This is a genomic window from Desulfuromonas sp. (assembly GCF_002868845.1).
Taxonomy (GTDB): domain Bacteria; phylum Desulfobacterota; class Desulfuromonadia; order Desulfuromonadales; family BM501; genus BM501.
The window spans coordinates 39554-57683 of record NZ_PKUB01000002.1 but is presented as its reverse complement, the minus strand read 5'-3'; the positions used below and the strand labels follow the sequence as shown (position 1 = coordinate 57683).

Sequence of the window (18130 nt, the reverse complement as noted above, 5' to 3'; positions counted from 1 at the left end):
ATCATTCCCCCATGCAGACCATCCAAAACGAAATCCGCAGACACCTGCCCCGCTCCGGCGAGGCCCGCCGCCTCTTTCACGGCCGGGGGCAGACCTTCGAGGGTTACGCCGACCTGACCATCGACTCCTTCGCGCCGGTGGTCCTGGTGGTCCTGTATCGCGAACGTTCCCAAAAATGGCTGGACGAGCTGACCGAGCTGCTGCTGGCGGAGCTTCCGGAGACGGAGGCGGTCCTGCTTCAGGAGCGCTGCCGGGCGGGGGCGCCGAGCCGGCTGTTGTGGGGGACGCTGCCGGAGACGGTGGAGGCCCTGGAGGAGGGCCTGCGCTACCGGCTGCGCCTCGGGGAGGCGCAGAACATAGGCTTCTTCCCGGACATGGCGGCGGGGCGCCGACTGGTGCGGGAGAGGGCGGAGGGAAAACGGGTGCTCAACCTATTCGCCTACAGCTGCAGCTTCTCGGTGGCGGCCCTGGCCGGCGGGGCGCAGCAGGTGGTCAACCTGGACATGAACCGGGGGGCGCTGGAGCTGGGCCGCCTCAACCACCGCATCAACGGCCTCGATCCGCGCCGGGCGAGCTTCCTGTCCCTGGAGCTGTTCCGCAGCTTCGGTCGGCTGCGCCGGCTGGGTCCCTTCGACCTGGTGGTCTGCGACCCCCCGGCGACCCAGGGAAAAAGCTTTACCGCCGAGAGCCACTGGCCCAAGCTGGTCCGCCGCCTCCCCGAACTGCTGAGCGGGGAAGGGGAGGTGCTGGCCTGCCTCAGCACGCCCCACCTGCTCCCCGCCTTTCTCGACGGGCTCTTTGCCGAGCTGGTCCCCCGGGCGAGGCTGCTCGGCAGCCATGACGCCGGCCCCGGCTTCCCCGAGGCCCGTCCCGGACAGGGGCTGGCGATTCAGCACTACCGGCTGGGGAAACCGGCCTGAGGGGCGCCTGGCCCTCCCCGACTCTTCCGGTGTCCCTTGACCTTTGTCCGCCAGCGTCTATAGGTAAAGGGACGCGATATTCCAGGACGAGGGGAAAGGGGGCAGGGCTATGGCGACGGTTGTTCACTTCGAGATCCCGGCCGATGACGTCGGGCGGGCCAGGACATTCTACACGGAGCTGTTTGGCTGGAAGGTCGAGGAGTTTGCCGGCGGCGGCTACTGGATGATCACCACCAGCGGGGAAAAGCCGGTCGAAGGCGGCATGATGGCGCGCCGCCATCCGCGGCAGACGATTACCAACTACATCGACGTGGCCTCGGTGGACCAGGACTCCGCCAGGGTGGAATCTTTGGGCGGCCGGGTCGTGGTACCGAAAATGGCGGTCAAGGGGATGGGCTACTTCGCCGTCTGCCTCGATACCGAGGGGAACCACTTCGGCCTGTGGGAGGACGATCCCGGAGCGGAGTGAGGAGCCGGCCGAGCTGGAAAATAGAGAGGGCTGATTCCATTCTTTCTTTCCCGATCCCCTCCCGGAGATTACCGAGAACCCTGGAAAAGGGGACAGGACGAAGCCTGTCCCCTTTTCCCTTTCTATCCCTCCCAGTCCTCGGCGCAGAAGATCGCCTCGGTCGCCTTTTTTCCCGGCGGGACCATCGGGAAGCAGTAGCAGTAGGGGTCGATGTCCACGTCGATGACCGCCGGCCCCGGCGCGGCCATCGCCCGGGCGAGGGTGCCCTGCAGGTCCGCCTTGCGTTCCACCTTGAAGGCCTGGACGCCGAAGCCCCGGGCCACGGTGCAGAAGTCGACGCCTGGCCCGAGGCAGGTGGCGGCGAAGCGCTCCTTGAGGAAGACCTTCTGGAACTGGCGCACCATGCCGAGCTTGCCGTTGTTGAGGATGATCGTCTTGACCGGCAGGCCGTAATGGGCGCAGGTGGCCAGTTCCTGCACGTTCATCTGGAAGGCGCCGTCGCCGTTGATGGCAATGACAGGCCGCCCGGGGTTGCCGAGGGCGGCCCCGACGGCCGCCGGCAGGGCGTAACCCATGGTGCCGAGGCCGCCGCTGGTGATGTACTGGCGGGCCCCGGAGAAGCCGAAGTAGTTGGCCGTCCACATCTGCGACAGGCCCACGTCCGAGGCGATGAGGGGGGCCTCCCCCGCCACGTTCCTGATCGCTTCGATCACCTCGTGGGGCATCAGGTCGGGGCTTTGAGGGGCCGGCAGCGGGAACTCCTTTCGCCACTCCTGGATCTCCTCCAGCCAGGGGCCGCGGTCGCGCTCCTCGACCAGCCCGAGCAGTCCCTCCAGGGCCTGGCGGGCGTCGCCGACGATCGGCACCTCGACCTGCACGTTCTTGCGGATGCTCGAGGGGTCGATGTCGATGTGGACGATGCGCGCCTTGGGGGCGAAGGCGTCCACCCGTCCCGCCACCCGGTCGTCGAAGCGGGCGCCGACCGCGATCAGGCAGTCGCACTCGCTCACCGCCATGTTGGCGTAGAAGGCCCCGTACATGCCGAGCATGCCGATCGACAGGGGCGAGGCGTGGTCCATCGCGCCGATCGCCATCAGGGTGTGGGTCACCGGGATGTTCCCCTTTCCGGCGACGGAGCGCAGCGCCTCTACGGCCTCGGCCATGACCACCCCGCCGCCGGCGTAGATCAGCGGCCGCTTCGCCCCGTTGATGATCCCGGCCGCCCGCTTCAGCTGTTTTTTGTTGAGGGCCGGCACCTCTTGGTAGCCGCGCCGCGCGACCGACTCGGGAATCGGTTTGTCGGTTGCGGCCGCCAGCACGTCGCTCGGCAGATCGACAAGCACCGGCCCGGGCCTGCGGGTGCGGGCGACGTGAAAGGCCTCGCGGACGATGCGCGCCAGGTCGTCGACGTCGGTGACGATGTAGTTGTGCTTGGTGATCGGCCGGGTGATGCCGGTCATGTCCGCCTCCTGGAAGGCGTCGTTGCCGATGTCGGCGGTGGTCACCTGGCAGGTCAGGGCGACCATCGGAACCGAGTCCATGTAGGCGGTGGCGATGCCGGTCACCAGATTGGTCGCCCCCGGTCCCGAGGTGGTCAGGCACACCCCGACCCGGCCCGTGGTGCGGGCGTAGCCGTCGGCGGCGTGGGCCGCCCCCTGTTCGTGGCGCACCAGGACGTGGCGGAAGTCTTCGTTGCCGTGCAGGGCGTCGTGCACCAGCAGGGTGCGGGCGCCGGGGTAGCCGAAGATGGTGTCCACCCCCTCCTTCGTCAGGCACTCGAGCAGGATCTGGGCTCCGGTCTTCATTGTTTCCCTCCTTCTGTGTTGTTGGGTTATTCCTGCGTTCATCAAGGCTGTCCAAACGTAAAAAGCAGTCGCACCGTCGTTTCCCAAACGCCCAGAGAGAAAAAGGCCGCGGGGGATGCCCCCGCGGCCTTTTTTTTGGATAAAAAAAGGGAGCGCGGGGTTGGTGCCCGCGCTCCCTGTCGTTCTATGTCTTGGAACAGACCGAGGAGGCCGCGAGCCGTCAGGTTACGACGACTACGACGACCAGGGTCGGATTGTGGGAAAGGGAACGGATCAAGGTCTTTTCTCCTTTCGGGCAACGATAGCCGAGTCGTCGGGGGGTGTCAAGGGGTTCTTCCTCCCGGTTCGGCGTGAGCCTTCCGCCCAGGCCCGTTTTGGGGTAAGCTGTCGGCCAGACCGGGGTCGGGAGGTCCTGCCCCGGAAGGTCGGAGACCATGATGAGCAAGGCGTATCAGCCCGGCGAGCGCACTGTCTGCACCCGTCCCTTCGAGTGGTTCGAGGTCCACCCGGGGGGGGAGGTCTTCCTCTGCTGCCCGGCCTGGCTGCCCCGGCCCGTCGGCAACCTGCTGGAGGAGCCCGCCCCTGAGATCTGGAACGGGCCCCGCGCCCGGGAGCTGCGCAAGGCGGTTCTCAACGGAACCTTCCACAACTGCAGCCGCAGGCGCTGCCCGCGCCTCGCCACCGGCACCGGCCCGGTGCAGTCCCTCGCCGGGGTGCCCCGCGGCCCCGTCGGCACCGCCCTGCGGCAGGGGGAATCGGTCCTCGACTACGGTCCCCGGGTCCTCAACCTCTGCTTCGATCGCTCCTGCAACCTGGCCTGCCCCACCTGCCGGGTTGCGCCCTACCTCGCAGGAGGCGAGGAGGGAGCGCGGGCGGCGCGGATTCTGGAGACCCTCCGGGCGGAGGTCTTCCCGGGGGCGGCGGCGATCGTTCTCAGCGGCACCGGCGACCCCTTCGCCAGCCCCCTCTACCGGGACCTGCTGCGCTCGGTTCGGGCGGAGGATTTTCCCGCCCTGGAGCGCATCGAGCTGCACACCAACGGGTTGCTGTGGGACGCGGCCATGTGGCGGAGCATGGAGGCGGTCCACCCCTATGTGCGCGCCGCCGAGATCTCGGTCGACGCCGCCACCTCAGAAACCTACGCCGCCATCAGAAAAGGCGGGGATTTCCCCCGCCTCCTGCGCAACCTCTCCTATGTCGCCTCCCTGCCGCTTGACCTGAAGCTCAGCTTCGTGGTGCAGGCCGACAACTTCCGGGAGATGCCGGCTTTCGCCGAGTTGGCGCGCCGCTTCGGCGCCGCGGTCTACTTCAGCCGGCTCGTCAACTGGGGAACCTTCTCCCGGGAGGAGTTCGGCAGGCGGGCGGTGCACCGGCTCGGCCACCCCGAGCACGGCGAGTTCCTCGCGGTCCTGCGCCGGGTCGCGTCTCTTTCCCACGTCGATCCCGGCAACCTCCTGCCCCTCGTTGCAGGCGGCTCCTGAACCTTTTCCCGGCAGGCCTATTCCTCGGCGCGGCCGCGGCCCCACTCGCACATCAGGGACAGCAGGGGGCGCAGGGTCTCCCCCTCCGATGTAAGGGAGTATTCGACCCGGGGCGGCACCTCGGCATAGACCTCCCGGTGGACCAGTCCGTCCCGTTCCAGTTCCCGCAGCTGCTGGGTCAGCATCTTCTGGGTCACCCCCGGCAGGCGCAGCTGAAGCTGGCTGAAACGCAGGGTCTTGTGGAGCAGGTGCCAGAGGATCACCCCTTTCCACTTGCCGCCGATCGCCTCCAGGGTCAGTTCCACTCCGCAGCGGTAGGCGGGGGCGGGGCTCTCGATTTGCTCGGCAGGCTCAGGTTTCATGCATAGTTTCCTTTTGGGTACTACAGCACAAAAAGGTAAGTACTTGTCTTTCGGATAGTGCTTGATATTATAGGCCCTGCGTTATAATTGGCAAGGAGAAATCCGCCGGGCAGCGTCCCGGGGCCCGAAATCCCACAGACGAGAAGAGGAGCGAAACATGGCCGAGACCTTCACCGCCCTGCTGGTCGAGAAGAGCGAACCGAAGACATTCACCCGCCGGCTGACAACCCGCAGCCTGGACGACCTGCCCGAGGGGGACCTTGTCGTCCGGGTCGCCTACTCCTCCCTCAATTTCAAGGATGCCCTCTCGGCCACCGGCCACCCCGGGGTGACCCGCAAGTTCCCCCACACCCCCGGCATCGACGCTGCCGGCACCGTGGTCAGCTGCGACAGCGGCGCGTTCGCTCCCGGCGACGAGGTGATCGTCACCGGCTTCGACCTCGGCATGGAGACCGACGGCGGCTTCGGCGGGCTGATCCGCATCCCCTCGGCCTGGGCGGTGCGTCTCCCCGATGGTCTTTCCCTGCGCGAGAGCATGATCCTTGGCACCGCCGGCTTCACCGCCGCCCTTGCCGTGTTCAAACTGGAGCAGGCCGGGGTGATGCCGGGGGACGGCGAGATCCTCGTCACCGGCGCCACGGGGGGTGTCGGCTCCCTGGCGGTGGCGATCCTCGCCAAGTGCGGTTACCGGGTGACCGCCGCAACGGGCAAGGCTTCCGAGGCCGATTTCCTCAAAGGACTCGGGGCCACCGATGTGGTCGGGCGCGAGGCGGTCCTGGAGGGTGCCGAGAAGCCGATGATGAGAGAGCGCTGGGCCGGGGTGGTCGACTGCGTCGGGGGCGACACCCTCGCCGCGGCGATCAAGGCGACCCGCTACGGCGGGGCGGTGACCTGCTGCGGCCTGGTCGGCTCCCCCGACCTGCCCCTCAACGTCTACCCCTTTATCCTTCGCGGGGTCAGCCTGCACGGGGTCGATTCGGTGCAGTGCCCGATGGAGCCGCGCCTCGAGTTGTGGAAACGGCTCGCCGGGCCGTGGAATCCCGGGGGCCTGGAGGAGGTCGCCTCCGAGTGCTCCCTGGAGGGACTCGAGGAGAAGATCCAGGCCATCCTGAAAGGCCAGCTGCGCGGCCGGACGGTGGTCAACCTGAAGGCCTGACGGCAAAGGAGAAAACCATGCCCTTTAAGAACCTGCTCGTGGAGATCGAGGAGAGGGTCGCCACCCTCACCATCAACCGCCCCGCCACTCTCAACGCCCTCGACGAGGCGACCCTCGAGGAACTCGGACACGCCATGGGCGGGCTGGAGGCCGACGAGGCGATCCACGCCGTGGTCCTCACCGGCGCCGGCGAGAAGGCCTTCGTCGCCGGGGGGGACATCTTCGCCATGCAGCCGCTCGGAGCTCTCGAGGCGCGGCGCAGCGCCCTGCTCGCCCAGGGGGTGCTGAATCGCATCGAGGGGGGCAGCAAGCCGGTCATCGCCGCGGTCAACGGCTACGCCCTCGGCGGCGGATGCGAGCTGGCCATGGCCTGCGACCTGCGCATCGCCAGCGAGACGGCCCGTTTCGGACAGCCGGAGGTCAAGATCGGCATCATCCCCGGCTGGGGGGGGACCCAGCGCCTGCCCCGCCTGGTCGGCCGGGGGCGGGCCCTGGAAATGATCCTCACCGGCGAGATGATCGACGCCGCCGAGGCTTATCGCATCGGTCTGGTCAAACGGGTGGTTCCGCCCGGCGAGCTGCTGGAGGAGGCGCGGCGGCTGGCCCGGACCATCGCCGAGAAGGGGCAGGTCTCGGTGCGGCTGGCCCGGGAGGCGGTGCGCGAGGGGCTGGAGATGGACCTGGAGCGGGCCAACCTCCACGAGGCCGACCTCTTTGCCCTGTGCTTCGCCACCGAGGACCAGAAGGAGGGGATGCAGGCTTTTCAGGAGAAGCGGCCGCCGAAGTTCCGCCATCGCTGAAAATGGGGTTGTTTGGAGAGAAGAGGGCGGGGCCGGAAGGTTCCGCCCTCTTCTCTTTGGGAGGACTGTTGGAGGGCGGAAAAAATAGGGCTCATCAGGGCCTCTCCGGGAGACGTTATGTTCTTGCATCTCTTCTGGCGTGTTGCGGGGACTCGCCCCCGCAGGCGACCGGGGATTGCTCGCCCAATCCCCTGGACCCCAGGGCGCCACCATCACCTAGCCCGCTATCGCCAATGGCGATGGCGGGTTCCCTCCGCTCCGCAGGCGTCTCGGGGGCGGGCAAAAACTCGCTTCGCTGAAACATTTGCCCGCCTCTTTCCCGAAACGCCCGCTCCGCTCCGGCGGCGGAGAGAGGGGGAATTCAAAGTCACCTTTCGCCGAAACCATTTCAAGTCCTGGAAGAGCAAATCTTGGCTGCCCGGTCGCAAGCACTGTCAGCAATCAAGGGTCAGATTTAACCGTTCGTTTTGCGAAAGCGCCGCAGCGCCGCCTCGTTGAAAAGCAGGACGACGTAGGACAGGACGATCGATACCAGGCACAGGGAGAGGGCCCCGGCCTCGCCTCCGGGCGTGTTGGTGTAGTCGTAGATGGCCAGGGGGATGGTCTGGGTGACGCCGGGGATGTTGCCGGCGAGGATGATCGTGGCGCCGAACTCCCCGAGGCTGCGGGCGAAGCAGAGGGTGGCGCCGGCCACCAGGGAGGGGACGGTCAGGGGGAGCACCACCGAGCGCATGGTGTCGAACCAGCCGGCGCCGAGGGTGCGCGAGGCATGGAGCAGGTGGGGATCGATCTGCTCCATCCCAAGGCGGATCGAGCGCACCATCAGCGGCAGGCCGATGACCGCGCAGGCGACCACAGCGGCCTTCCAGGTGAAAATCATCTGGATGCCGAGGGAATTCAGCAGTGCCCCCAGCGGGCCCTGCCGCCCCAGGAGGAGCAGCAGCAGGTAACCGACGACCACCGGCGGCAGCACCAGCGGCAGATTCACCAGCCCATCGACCAGGGCCTTGCAGGGCAAACGGCTGAAGACCAGCAGCCAGGCGATGGCGAACCCGGCCGGCAGGGCCACCAGCGTCGCCGCCGTCGCGACCTGCGCCGACAGCCACAGGGCCTGGATGTCGGTTGGAGAAAGGGTGAACATCGCCGCCGTCCTTAAGGTGTGAGAAAGCCGTGGTTGCGGAAAATCCGCTGCGCTTCGGCGCTGAACAGAAAGCGGAAAAAGGCTTGCGCCGCAGGGTTGTCTGCGCCGGCTTCGGTCAATGCCGCCGGATAGTTTATCCGCGGGTAGAGTTCCTGCGGAACGGCAAGGAGAATTCTCGCCTGTTTCGCCAGCAGCGCATCGGTCCGGTAGACGAAGGCGCCGCCAACCTCGCCCCGGTCTGCGTATAGCAGAGCCTGACGGACATCCTTGGTCAGAACCAGTTTCCTCTCGGCGAGCAACTGGGGATAAATCCCTGCTGCCGTCAAGGCCTGTTCGGTATATTTTCCGGCCGGCACCGATTGGGGACTCCCCAGCGCGATGCGTTGCAGTGCGGGCAGGTCCTGCAGGGACCTGACGCTGCTCTCCGGCGGGCCGACCAAGACAAGGCTGTTAAACAGCAGCACCTGTTCCGAACCGGCGGCAATCAAACCCTTTTGCTGGAGGTATTCCATCCATTTCGGGTTGGCCGAGATGAAGATATCGGCGGGCGCACCGACAATGATCTGCTTGGCCAGGGCTCCGGAGGCGGCAATATTCGGCAGCAGTTCGACCTCCGGATGGGACTGCCGATAACCCTCGACCAGTTCCTTGATCGCATCGGTCAGGCTGCCTGCAGCTGAAATTCGGACCTCGGCAGCCAGCGCCGGGCCAAACGGCAGCAGCAACGTCAGGGCCAGGGCGAAGCCGATAATTCCAAGTCTTTTCATCGTTCTCATCCTTCATTGTTTACACCAGGCGGCGAAAGGCCGACGCCTTGATCGCTCCATAGACCTGCCCGCCGACGGACATTCCCAGTTCGAGGGCGGCTTCGCGCACCACCTGGGCGATCAATCGCTCACCTCCGCAAGAGAGGACCGCCCCCACCGACCCGCCCATAGGAATCAGTTCGGTGATCGTTCCTGTGAGCAGGTTCCTGGCCGATAGGGCGTGGGGATGCTTTTTGAACAGCACCACGTCTTTGCTGGAAAGCTCGAACAGCCCCCCCTGCGGATTGTCATGGTGGCTCACCAGCAGTTCGTTTTCTCCCCAGCGGTAGCCGAGCAGGCTGCCGACCTCCCGCGGGTCGCTTAACGTCAGATGGTTCAGGTAGCCGCCTCTGCTGCTGGTCATCCGCTGGCGGGCCAGGGTGTCGGCATCGGAAATCTCCTGCAGTTCGCCGTCGGCAAAGAGCAGGACCTGGTCGGTCAGCAGGCGCATTTCGCTCAGGGAGTGGGAGATGTAGAGGTAGGGGATGGCGAAGCGCCGCAGGGATTTGCGCAAAAAGGGGATGATCTGTTCCTTCAGGCCCCTGTCGAGGGCGCTCAAGGGCTCATCGAGAATCAGCAGGTCGGGGCTGGCCAGCAGCGCCCGCCCCAGGGCCACCCGCTGCTTTTCTCCGCCCGACAGTTCACCCACCCCGCGCCCGAGCAGGTGGCTGATGTCGAGGGCCGTGGCGACATCCTCGAGCGTCAGCTTGCGCCGGTCGGCCGGGGTGCGCCGGAAACCGTAGAGCAGATTCCGGCGCACGTTCAGATGGGGAAAGAGGTGGGCATGCTGGAACACCACCGCCACCCGGCGACGCTCCGGAGCCAGGTTGACCCGCCGCTCACTGCTGAAGAGGTCGCGGCCATCGAGCAGAATGGTTCCGGCGTCGGGGCTGAGCAACCCGGCCAGAAGGTTGCCGAGGGTCGATTTGCCGCTGCCCGAGGGGCCGAAGATCCCGATCCGCCGGCCCTCCACGGCAAAGCGGGCGCTAAAGGCGAAGTGCCCCAATCTCTTTTCCAGGTCGATGTCGAGTCTCATCATTGCACCGTCGCCAGCAGAATATCCGTGGCCTTGATCAGCGCACAGGCCTCGTCCCCCTCGGCGAGTCCCAGGCACTCCAACCCTTCCAGGCTGACCACGCCGCTGGCCGTGCTCCCCCCCGGCAGCTCAAGGGTCACGTCGGCCTGCGCCGGTCCCGCAACGATCCGCCGCACCTGCCCGGTCAGCAGGTTTTGGGCTCCCACCTGCTCGGGACGCAAATCGAGGCCAATGATGACCGACGAGGCCTTGGCCAGGGCCAGAACCTCGCGGCCGGGCGCAAGTGCGAGGCTGTTCAGGCTCTGCCGGGTGACCATTGCGCTCAGCACGGCCGGGCCCTGCAGGGATATCGCCACCTGCGCGTTGACCTGCCCCTGGGAAATCTCCAGGATCTCTCCACACCAGGCATTTCTCGCACTGAACTGCATGTTCAGCCTCTTCATCAGCGCCAGGTTCTTCTGGCCCCGGGCGGCACCGCCTTCGAGGTGCGACAGCATGCGTTGATACTCGCGATGCAGCAGCCGGTAGCGCTCGAGAAACTCCTTCCCGGCCCGGGTCAGCTGTGTGCCGCCACCGCCCCGGCCGCCGGTGCTGCGCTCGAGCAGCGGCTTCCGGGACAGGTTGTTCAACCGGTCGATCCTCTCCCAGGCCGCCCTGTAGCTCAGCCCCAGCATTTTCGCCGCCCGGTTGATCGATCCGCAGGAGCAGATGGCATCGAGCAGCTCCATGTCCGCATTGCCCTGCAACTGCAGACCGTCCCATTCCGGGCCGATCGGGACTTCTCCGTTTTCGGTCGGATTCATCTGTCGCCCTTCCGTCGTTATGTCCGTTGCGAATAACGCTGCGCAAAAAGCATCCCGGCGACCGTTAGGCCACCGGGATGCACGTATCAGCTGGCCTGGGCGTGCAGTTCTTCCAGGTCGAGGTCCTGGCCGACCAGCCCGGCGGCATCGGCCCGGCACTGCTTGCAGTGGCGCGCCTGGGCGAGGATCAGCTCGGCCTTGTTGCGCACCATCTCCATGACGACATCGCTCGGGGGTTCGAGTCCCTTGAAGATTCCGAGCGGGATCATCGGGATGATGTTCATGACGTCGGCGCCGAGGTCGCGGACCTTGACGGCCAGGTCGAGGGTCTCGTGGTCGTTGACGCCGGGGATGTAGACCGAGTTGACCTTGACCATCATGCCGGCGGCCGCCGCATAGCGGATTCCCTCGAACTGCCGCTTGAGCAGCAGGGCCGCGCCCGCTTCGCCCTCGAGCCGCACATCGCCGTGGCGGACCCACTCGTAGACCTTCGCCCCGGTCTCGGGGGTCAGGGCGTTGACGGTCACGGTGACGCTGTGGACGCCGAGGCTCAGCAGGCGGTCGAGGTGCTCGGTGAGGAGCAGGCCGTTGGTGGAGAGGCAGAGGTGCATCTGCGGAAAGGCCTCCCTGACCAGTTCGAACGTCTCGAAGGTCTTCGGGTTGGCCAGGGGGTCGCCGGGACCTGCGATGCCGACGACTTTCAACTTGCCGCCGACCTTGGGGTGGCGGCTGACCAGTCGCACCCGCTCCAGGGCCTGCTCGGGGGAAAGGATCTGGCTGGTCACCCCGGGGCGGCTCTCGTTGGCGCAGTCGAACTTGCGCTCGCAGAAGCCGCACTTGATATTGCAGCCCGGCGCCACCGGCAGGTGGATGCGGCCGGTATTGGCGTGGTCCCCGCCGAAGCAGGGGTGGTCGGTCTGTCTCTTGGCTTTCATCATCGGGCATCCGGTGGCCATGGCTTTTCTCCTTTCGCGGCCGCATAAAGCGGTCGAAACGCAAACCGGCGCTGACCCGCTGTGGGGTGAGCGCCGATGCTCGTGTGACTGGATAGAAAAAGCCCCGCGGAGAGATCTCCGGGGGGCTTCTTTGCCGTCTTCAGGGGGCGATACGGCCTTGTATCGCAATATCGATTGTCTCTGTCCTTCTTATAGCATCAGTCGTGCCAAGTGGGCCGATGGGGCCGGCCCATTCCGTCAATCCCCGTCAAGACGGGCCTTTTCGGGCGCCGAGGCGGCAGTGGGCGAATACAGTCGCCCGAAAAAAAGGAGGCAGGAAGGACCCCTCTGATCCTCCCTGCCCATGCCAAAGGCAATTGCATCTCTGGAAAGTCCCTTTTTTCGGCAGGAGCTGAAAGGGGAAAGTCTCCAAAGTCGTTCGAGGGCGGATTCTTATTGAATCAGGCCGAGTGAGGGCAGGGGCCGTCGGGGGACGGCTTTTTGCAGCCGCATCCGCATGCCGCGTCATGGGCCGCCTGCAGAGCCGGGATGATCGGCCCGGAGGCATTGACCGCGACCATGCCGGCTTTCTGAAGTTCCTGCTTCGGCAACTCGCCGATCTGGGCGGTGACCACCGCTCTGCAGCCGTCCAGGGCCGCAACGATGGCGTTGAACTGTTCGTGGCGGAAGGGGTGGTCGGGGTCGAAGGAACAGTATTTCTCCACCTGCACTTCCTTGACCTGCCTGGGGTTGCCCTTTTTGAAGTCGTAGATCAGGAACCGCTAGGCATGGCCGAAGTGCTGGTCGACCTCGGTGCCGTTTTTCGATGCGACGGCGATGAGCATGGTGAACTCCCTTCGGTCAGCTATCAGCTATCAGTTGTCAGTTGTCAGTTGTCAGTTGTCAGTTGTCAGTTGTCAGTTGTCAGTTGTCAGTTGTCAGTTGTCAGTTGTCAGTTGTCAGTTGTCAAGGTTTTGAGACTAAAAGCTGATAGCAGCAAACTGACAGCTTGCAGCTTTCTTAGACTTCCATCGGCTTGAAGGAGAAGGCCTTCTTGCTGCAGGTCACCCCGCAGCCGGCGCAGCCGATGCAGGCATCGTTCTTGACGATCTCCATGACCATGCGGATCGATTCGGACTCCTCGTCCTCCAGATCGAAGGGCCCCAGCACTTTGCGGGAGCAGGCTTTGTAGCAGCGGCCGCAGCCGATGCACTTTTCGTGGTCGATCGCCTCGACGAAGGTGGGGGTCCAGTCGGCGCCGCCCTTGGTCTTGCCGGTCAGGTAAGCCATGGTACTTCTCCTTATGATTGTGGCGTGTAGGGGCGAATCTCCTATTCGCCCTCCGCGTTCCGGGCGATCACAAGGATCGCCCCTACATTGTCATCTGTCCAGGAACCCCGGTCGCTCGTTCTTGAGCATCGCCTTGCGCAGCCAGGGCGGCGGGCTGCCCCGAAGGACCTCCTGCAGCTTGGCCACCACGTCGGTGATCGGTTCCTGCTCCTTGCTCTTTATGGGGTGGATCTTTTTCTGGACCAGGCGCGCGGCAGCAGGCCCGCCGATCTGGGCGACGTAGACCAGTGCGCAGGTATCGAGGCCGGCGCAGCGTGCTTCGATGCGGTCGGCTTCGTCGTCCCCTTCGGTCTTGACCTGGAGCACGCCCGTGAATTCGGCCTCTTCCGGCCCGACTTCATAGATGTAGAACGCCTCGGCCCTGCCGAAGTGCTCGTCAACATGAACTTTGTCTGTGCTGGCAAATGCCACCTTCATGGTCAATCCTTTCAGCTCCGGGCCGACGATCTCGAAACGTCTTGTTCTGATCATGTCTTCCCCTTCGGGGAGAAGTGACGAGTGACGAGTGACGAGTGACGAGTTAAAAGCATTCTTTACTTGTCACTCGTCACCTGTCACTCGCTACTGCCTTTAGCGCATCATCTCGAACCACTGGTCTTCGCAAGTCTCGTCTTTGATGTCGAGGAACTTGTTGGCGATCATGGTCAGGATGTTGATGGCGCCCTGGTAGCCGATCACCGGGGAACGGTGCAGGTTGACGCGGTCGATGATCGGGAAGCCGATGCGGAACAGGGGGGTGTCCGCGTCGCGGGCGGCCCACTTGGCGTGGGTGTCGCCGATGATTCCGTCGACCGGGTCGGTCACCAGCAGGGAGCGCATGTGCCAGAGATCCTTGTTGATGTAGACGGTGCATCCCGCGCCGAAAGGGGACGTTTCCAGCAGCGCATCCATCTCCTTCTTGAACTTCTTGGTTGCCCGCGAGCAGAGGACGTGGTGGGGGATCGCTCCCATTTCGAGCAGGAAGCTGACGATGCCGATCAGGTAGTCGGGGTCACCGGCCACGGCGAACTTCTTGCCGTGCAGGTACTGGTGGGCGTCGGTCATGGCGTCGACGGCCCGGCCGCGCTCAGCCTTGAGCTCCGCGGGGATCTCCTTGCCGAAGAGCTCGGAGAGCTTCATCAGAAACTCGTCGGTCTTCGCGATGCCGAAGGGCATGGGCATCACGGCCTTCTCGCCGCTGTACTCGGCGTCGATCCACTTCATGGTGGTGGCAGTTGAGTACTTCTGCAGAGAGATGGTCGCCTTGCCGTTGATCGACTCGGCGGCGTCTTCGAGCTTGGTCCCGCCGGGGTAAAGCTGGTAGGTCCCGTCACAGGGGGTGTCGAAGACCTCGGAGGTGTCAGCCATCACCGTGTAGGGGATCTCCATGGCCTCGAGGATGCGCTTGTACTCGCGGATGTTGCCGGTGTTGCCGTCAAAACCGGGGATCAGGTTGAGCTTGCCGGTGCACTTGCCTTCGACCTTCTGATCCTTGGTGAGGTACTGCAGGACGGAGCGCATCATCGCGTCGTAACCGTGGATGTGGGTGCCGTTGAAGCTCGGGGTGTTGGCGTAGGGGGTCGGCAGGTCCTCCGGAATATGACCCTTCTGCTTGGCGTTGGTGATGAAGGCGGTCAGGTCGTCGCCGATGACCTCGGGCATGCAGGTGGTGTAGACCGGCATCATCTTCGGCTTGTAGAGGGCGTAGGCGTTCTCCAGGCCCTCGAAGAGGTTGTTCTGGCCGCCGAAGACGGCGCCGTCCTCGGTCATGGCGTCGCAGGTGGCCGCAGCGGGCTCGCGGTAGTGGCGGCTGAAGGTGCTGCGGAAGTAGGACGCGCACCCCTGGGAGCCGTGGACGAAGGGGAGGCTCCCCTCGAAGGCGGTGGCCACCATCTGCGCCCCGAGAGGCTGGCAGGCGTGGGCCGGGTTGATCACCAGGGCGGTCCTGGCGAAGTTCTTTTCCTTGTATTCTTCAGTGTTTATCCATTCCTTGACCTTCTCCACCTCTTCGGGGGAGTGCTCGGTCACTTTTTTCAATGCGCATTCGCTCATGGCGATAACTCCTTTAAGGTCGGTGATGGGTGACAAGCAAAGCAGAGCAAGCTTTAGGTGCTTTCCGTCACTCGTTACCCGTCACTTGTTACTGCTTTTAATACGGCGCCTTCACCAGTTTCCAGGTGGGGCTGTTGATCGCCATGTCGATGTCGCGGGCGAAGATCTTGAACCCTTCGTAACCGTGATAGGGACCCGAGTAGTCCCAGCTGTGCATCTGGCGGAAGGGGATGCCGGCCTTCTGGAAGACGTACTTCTCCTTGATGCCGGACCCGACCAGGTCGGGCTTGAGTTCTTCGACGAACTTCTCGAGCTCAAATTCGGAGACGTCGTCGTAGATCAAGGTCCCTTTGGCCATTTCCGGCGCGGTCCGGTCGTAGTCGTCCTGGTGGGCGAACTCGTAGCCGGCGCCAGTGATCTGGATGCCGAGGTCCTCGTAGGCGCCGATGGTGTGCCGGGGGCGCAGGCCGCCGACGAAGAGCATGGCGGTCTTGCCGTCGAGGCGCGGTTTGTACTGGTCGATCACCGCCTCCATGATCGGCTTGTACTTGGCGATCACCTTCTCGACGTTCGCCTTGATGGTGTCGTCGAACAGTTCGCCGATGGCGCGCAGGCTCTCCTCGATCTTGGTCGGGCCGAAGAAGTTGTACTCGAGCCAGGGAATGTCGTACTTCTCTTCCATGACCTTGCACATGTAGTTCATGGAGCGGTAGCAGTGGATCAGGTTGAGTTTGACGGTGTGGGTGGCGGCGATCTTCTCCACCTCGCCGTCGCCGGTCCAGACGCTCTTGACGTTGAGGCCGATCTCTTCGAGGATCGGCTTGGCGGCCCAAACGTCGCCGCCGATGTTGTAGTCGCCGATCAGCGCGACGTCGTAGGGGCCGGCTTCGTCCGGGAACTCGTACTTGCCGATGATGTGGTCGCGGATCGAGTCGTTGGAGATGTGGTGCCCCAGCGACTGGGAGACGCCGCGGAAACCCTCGCAGTTGCAGGGCACGACCAGCTTGTCGAGTTCGCCTTCCATCTTCTTGGCGACAGCGTTGATGTCGTCGCCGATGAGTCCGACCGGGCACTCGGAAAGGATCGACATCCCCTTGTTCAGGGGGAAGAGCTCGTCCGCCTCGCCCAGCAGTTTCTCCAGCTTCTGGTCGCCGCCGTAGACGATGTCGCGCTCCTGGAAATCTGAGGTGAAGTCCATGGGGAAGGAGGTGACGCCAGGGGTCCCCTGCATCAGGTTGCGCCGGGTCCCCCAGCTGTAGACGCCGCAGCCGATGGGGCCGTGGGAGACGTGGATCATGTCGCGGATCGGGCCCCAGACCACCCCCTTGGCGCCGGCGTATGCGCAGCCGCGCTGGCTCATGACCCCGGGGACGACCTTTTTGTTCGACTTGACCGCGCAGGGCGAGGCGCTCGGCTCGTTGGCGCCCAGGTGGGGGGCGCGTTTCTTATGGGCCTTCTCCGGCATCGCCGCGAGGGTCTCCTCGATCAGCTTCTCGGTTTTTTCTTTGGTCACGCCCGCGATGGGCTTTCTTTCGGCCATATTGAACTCCTTTAATGCCTGATTCTTAGATCTCTTCGATAGCGCCGCCACAGCGACGGGCAAGTTGCCCTCAGATCAAGGCGCACAAGGGAGAGCTGGCGAGGCGTAGCGGAAGCTACGTCGAACCTGCGATCCCGCAGGGCAACGCCGAGCTGGGGGCAAATCGCCCGGTGCCTTAAGCCGCCCCTTCGACCTTGCCGACGATCGACTCGTCTTCGGCTTCCATGATGCCGAATTCCATCAGCAGGTCTTCGAGCTCTTCCATCTCCAGCGGGTTGGGGACGACGAACATTTCGTTCTCGCTGATCTTGCGGGCCAGTTCGCGGTACTCGTTGGCCTGTTTGTGCTCGGGGGAGTACTCGATGACGGTCATCCGGCGCAGTTCGGCGCGCTGCACCTGGTTGTCGCGGGGGACGAAGTGGATCATCTGGGTGCCGAGGCGCTCGGCCAGGGCGGTAATCAGGTCCGCCTCGCGGTCGGTGTTGCGGCTGTTGCAGATCAGGCCGGCCAGGCGAACGCTGCCGGAAGCGGCGTACTTGACGATCCCTTTGCAGATGTTGTTGGCGGCGTACATGGCCATCATCTCGCCGGAGACGACGATGTAGATTTCCTGGGCCTTGTTCTCGCGTATCGGCATGGCGAAGCCGCCGCAGACGACGTCGCCGAGAACGTCGTAGAAGACGAAGTCGAGGTCGGGGGTGTAGGCGCCCTCCTCCTCGAGGAAGTTGATGGCGGTAATGACGCCGCGGCCGGCGCAGCCGACCCCCGGCTCGGGGCCGCCCGACTCGACGCATTTGACGTCGCCGTAGCCCCACTTGAGTACGTCTTCAAGCTCCAGGTCCTCGACGGTACCGAGCTCGCGGACCTTGTCCATGACCGTCTCCTGAGCTTTGGCGTGGAGGATCAGGCGGGTCGAGTCGGCCTTGGGGTCGCAACCGATGATCAGCACCTTCTTGCCGAGGGAGGCGAGTCCGGCCACCGTATTCTGGGTGGTGGTCGATTTGCCGATGCCGCCTTTGCCGTAGATCGCGATCTGACGAAGTTTTTTTTCAGCCATTTTCTCTTCCTCTCTTTCTGTTGTTTGCCGGCAGTCCCTCCGGCGTCTCCCCGAGGCGGCATCCTCGTTGATGTGTCCGGGTCCTCCTGTAGGCACTGCCATTCTGTCGTAAATATAAAAGCCCTACCCGGGACGATTCCTCAGGTAGGGCTCCATTGCCCGGGCGGCTCCGCCGTGGCGCCGCCCATCTGCTGTAGATACAAAAAGCCCGAGGGGGATCGCTCCCCGTCGGGCTTCATCGCCTCTGTCGCGGGCACACATCCTCGTGGCCCATTGACGTCTGTCACTCTCTATCTAGCAGAGAGCGTGCCAATATATTGAGGCATGCATATTTGCCCGGGCTTGCGCCTTTTTCGGAGAGTGGGGCGCTGGGGCCGATGGTCCGGTCTGCCCAAAATCTGCACATCCGGGTGGCATCTGCTGCACAGAGGGTGGGCA

18 protein-coding genes are annotated in these 18130 nt (G+C 64.6%); 5 read left to right on the top strand and 13 right to left on the bottom strand.

Annotated features, from left to right (window positions below; translation table 11 throughout):
* Nucleotides 1-11 precede the first annotated feature (11 nt).
* Nucleotides 12-920 carry a class I SAM-dependent methyltransferase gene (locus tag C0617_RS00410; RefSeq protein ID WP_291315040.1) on the top strand — a complete coding sequence of 303 codons (909 nt, stop codon included), beginning with the start codon at nucleotides 12-14 and terminating at the stop codon, nucleotides 918-920.
* Nucleotides 921-1029: 109 nt separating this feature from the next.
* Entirely contained in the window at nucleotides 1030-1389 is a 360-nt protein-coding gene (locus C0617_RS00405; RefSeq protein ID WP_291315039.1) for a VOC family protein, read from the top strand.
* A gap of 122 nt (nucleotides 1390-1511) precedes the next feature.
* On the opposite strand, the gene ilvB is transcribed toward C0617_RS00405, so the two are convergent.
* Complete coding sequence (gene ilvB / locus C0617_RS00400; protein WP_291315038.1) at nucleotides 1512-3194, bottom strand: biosynthetic-type acetolactate synthase large subunit; 1683 nt, start codon at nucleotides 3192-3194, stop codon at nucleotides 1512-1514.
* Between the two features lie 437 nt (nucleotides 3195-3631).
* On the opposite strand from ilvB, the gene C0617_RS00395 reads away from it, so the two are divergent.
* Nucleotides 3632-4675, top strand: coding sequence for a radical SAM protein (locus tag C0617_RS00395; protein ID WP_291315037.1), 1044 nt, complete (start codon nucleotides 3632-3634; stop codon nucleotides 4673-4675).
* Nucleotides 4676-4692: 17 nt separating this feature from the next.
* Here the strand turns inward: C0617_RS00395 and C0617_RS00390 are convergent, their stop codons facing one another.
* Entirely contained in the window at nucleotides 4693-5037 is a 345-nt protein-coding gene (locus C0617_RS00390) for a helix-turn-helix domain-containing protein (RefSeq protein WP_291315036.1), read from the bottom strand.
* 157 nt (nucleotides 5038-5194) lie between these two features.
* Between C0617_RS00390 and C0617_RS00385 the strand changes: the two genes are divergently transcribed.
* Nucleotides 5195-6193 (top strand): YhdH/YhfP family quinone oxidoreductase, encoded by a 999-nt coding sequence (locus C0617_RS00385; RefSeq protein ID WP_291315035.1) that lies wholly within the window; start codon nucleotides 5195-5197, stop codon nucleotides 6191-6193.
* 17 nt (nucleotides 6194-6210) lie between these two features.
* The gene (locus C0617_RS00380) at nucleotides 6211-6993 is read left to right on the top strand and encodes an enoyl-CoA hydratase-related protein (protein WP_291315034.1); all 783 of its coding nucleotides are present in this window, start codon (nucleotides 6211-6213) and stop codon (nucleotides 6991-6993) included.
* Nucleotides 6994-7447: 454 nt separating this feature from the next.
* Here the strand turns inward: C0617_RS00380 and modB are convergent, their stop codons facing one another.
* The 11 genes from modB to nifH all read right to left on the bottom strand — a co-directional run bounded on the left by modB (nucleotide 7448) and on the right by nifH (nucleotide 17692).
* Nucleotides 7448-8134, bottom strand: a complete 687-nt coding sequence (modB, locus tag C0617_RS00375) for a molybdate ABC transporter permease subunit (protein ID WP_291315033.1) — start codon at nucleotides 8132-8134, stop codon at nucleotides 7448-7450.
* Between the two features lie 11 nt (nucleotides 8135-8145).
* A complete protein-coding gene (gene modA / locus C0617_RS00370; protein ID WP_291315032.1) occupies nucleotides 8146-8901 on the bottom strand; it encodes a molybdate ABC transporter substrate-binding protein in 756 nt (251 codons plus the stop codon).
* Between the two features lie 19 nt (nucleotides 8902-8920).
* The gene (gene modC, locus C0617_RS00365; protein WP_291315031.1) at nucleotides 8921-9979 is read right to left on the bottom strand and encodes a molybdenum ABC transporter ATP-binding protein; all 1059 of its coding nucleotides are present in this window, start codon (nucleotides 9977-9979) and stop codon (nucleotides 8921-8923) included.
* A complete protein-coding gene (locus tag C0617_RS00360) occupies nucleotides 9976-10779 on the bottom strand; it encodes a TOBE domain-containing protein (protein WP_291315030.1) in 804 nt (267 codons plus the stop codon). Before C0617_RS00360 ends, modC begins: the two co-directional genes overlap by 4 nt.
* Nucleotides 10780-10865: 86 nt before the next feature.
* Nucleotides 10866-11735 (bottom strand): radical SAM protein, encoded by an 870-nt coding sequence (locus tag C0617_RS00355; RefSeq protein WP_291315029.1) that lies wholly within the window; start codon nucleotides 11733-11735, stop codon nucleotides 10866-10868.
* Nucleotides 11736-12175: 440 nt separating this feature from the next.
* Entirely contained in the window at nucleotides 12176-12487 is a 312-nt protein-coding gene (locus tag C0617_RS00350; RefSeq protein ID WP_291315058.1) for a NifB/NifX family molybdenum-iron cluster-binding protein, read from the bottom strand.
* Between the two features lie 247 nt (nucleotides 12488-12734).
* Complete coding sequence (gene fdxB / locus C0617_RS00345; protein ID WP_291315028.1) at nucleotides 12735-13004, bottom strand: ferredoxin III, nif-specific; 270 nt, start codon at nucleotides 13002-13004, stop codon at nucleotides 12735-12737.
* Nucleotides 13005-13094: 90 nt separating this feature from the next.
* Entirely contained in the window at nucleotides 13095-13535 is a 441-nt protein-coding gene (nifX, locus tag C0617_RS00340) for a nitrogen fixation protein NifX (RefSeq protein ID WP_291315027.1), read from the bottom strand.
* 99 nt (nucleotides 13536-13634) lie between these two features.
* Complete coding sequence (nifK, locus tag C0617_RS00335) at nucleotides 13635-15095, bottom strand: nitrogenase molybdenum-iron protein subunit beta (RefSeq protein ID WP_291315026.1); 1461 nt, start codon at nucleotides 15093-15095, stop codon at nucleotides 13635-13637.
* Between the two features lie 97 nt (nucleotides 15096-15192).
* Nucleotides 15193-16635: a nitrogenase molybdenum-iron protein alpha chain gene (nifD, locus tag C0617_RS00330; protein ID WP_291315025.1), complete on the bottom strand. Its 1443-nt coding sequence runs from the start codon at nucleotides 16633-16635 to the stop codon at nucleotides 15193-15195.
* Nucleotides 16636-16810: 175 nt separating this feature from the next.
* Nucleotides 16811-17692, bottom strand: coding sequence for a nitrogenase iron protein (nifH, locus tag C0617_RS00325; protein WP_291315024.1), 882 nt, complete (start codon nucleotides 17690-17692; stop codon nucleotides 16811-16813).
* Nucleotides 17693-18130: the final 438 nt, after the last annotated feature.

What these genes read in the sequence shown, in the direction of transcription:
- C0617_RS00410 (WP_291315040.1), top strand. Translation starts at nt 12, where the DNA reads ATGCAGACCATCCAAAACGAAATCCGCAGACACCTGCCCCGCTCCGGC.
- C0617_RS00405 (WP_291315039.1), top strand. Translation starts at nt 1,030, where the DNA reads ATGGCGACGGTTGTTCACTTCGAGATCCCGGCCGATGACGTCGGGCGG.
- ilvB (WP_291315038.1), bottom strand. Translation starts at nt 3,194, where the DNA reads ATGAAGACCGGAGCCCAGATCCTGCTCGAGTGCCTGACGAAGGAGGGG.
- C0617_RS00395 (WP_291315037.1), top strand. Translation starts at nt 3,632, where the DNA reads ATGAGCAAGGCGTATCAGCCCGGCGAGCGCACTGTCTGCACCCGTCCC.
- C0617_RS00390 (WP_291315036.1), bottom strand. Translation starts at nt 5,037, where the DNA reads ATGAAACCTGAGCCTGCCGAGCAAATCGAGAGCCCCGCCCCCGCCTAC.
- C0617_RS00385 (WP_291315035.1), top strand. Translation starts at nt 5,195, where the DNA reads ATGGCCGAGACCTTCACCGCCCTGCTGGTCGAGAAGAGCGAACCGAAG.
- C0617_RS00380 (WP_291315034.1), top strand. Translation starts at nt 6,211, where the DNA reads ATGCCCTTTAAGAACCTGCTCGTGGAGATCGAGGAGAGGGTCGCCACC.
- modB (WP_291315033.1), bottom strand. Translation starts at nt 8,134, where the DNA reads ATGTTCACCCTTTCTCCAACCGACATCCAGGCCCTGTGGCTGTCGGCG.
- modA (WP_291315032.1), bottom strand. Translation starts at nt 8,901, where the DNA reads ATGAAAAGACTTGGAATTATCGGCTTCGCCCTGGCCCTGACGTTGCTG.
- modC (WP_291315031.1), bottom strand. Translation starts at nt 9,979, where the DNA reads ATGATGAGACTCGACATCGACCTGGAAAAGAGATTGGGGCACTTCGCC.
- C0617_RS00360 (WP_291315030.1), bottom strand. Translation starts at nt 10,779, where the DNA reads ATGAATCCGACCGAAAACGGAGAAGTCCCGATCGGCCCGGAATGGGAC.
- C0617_RS00355 (WP_291315029.1), bottom strand. Translation starts at nt 11,735, where the DNA reads ATGGCCACCGGATGCCCGATGATGAAAGCCAAGAGACAGACCGACCAC.
- fdxB (WP_291315028.1), bottom strand. Translation starts at nt 13,004, where the DNA reads ATGGCTTACCTGACCGGCAAGACCAAGGGCGGCGCCGACTGGACCCCC.
- nifX (WP_291315027.1), bottom strand. Translation starts at nt 13,535, where the DNA reads ATGATCAGAACAAGACGTTTCGAGATCGTCGGCCCGGAGCTGAAAGGA.
- nifK (WP_291315026.1), bottom strand. Translation starts at nt 15,095, where the DNA reads ATGAGCGAATGCGCATTGAAAAAAGTGACCGAGCACTCCCCCGAAGAG.
- nifD (WP_291315025.1), bottom strand. Translation starts at nt 16,635, where the DNA reads ATGGCCGAAAGAAAGCCCATCGCGGGCGTGACCAAAGAAAAAACCGAG.
- nifH (WP_291315024.1), bottom strand. Translation starts at nt 17,692, where the DNA reads ATGGCTGAAAAAAAACTTCGTCAGATCGCGATCTACGGCAAAGGCGGC.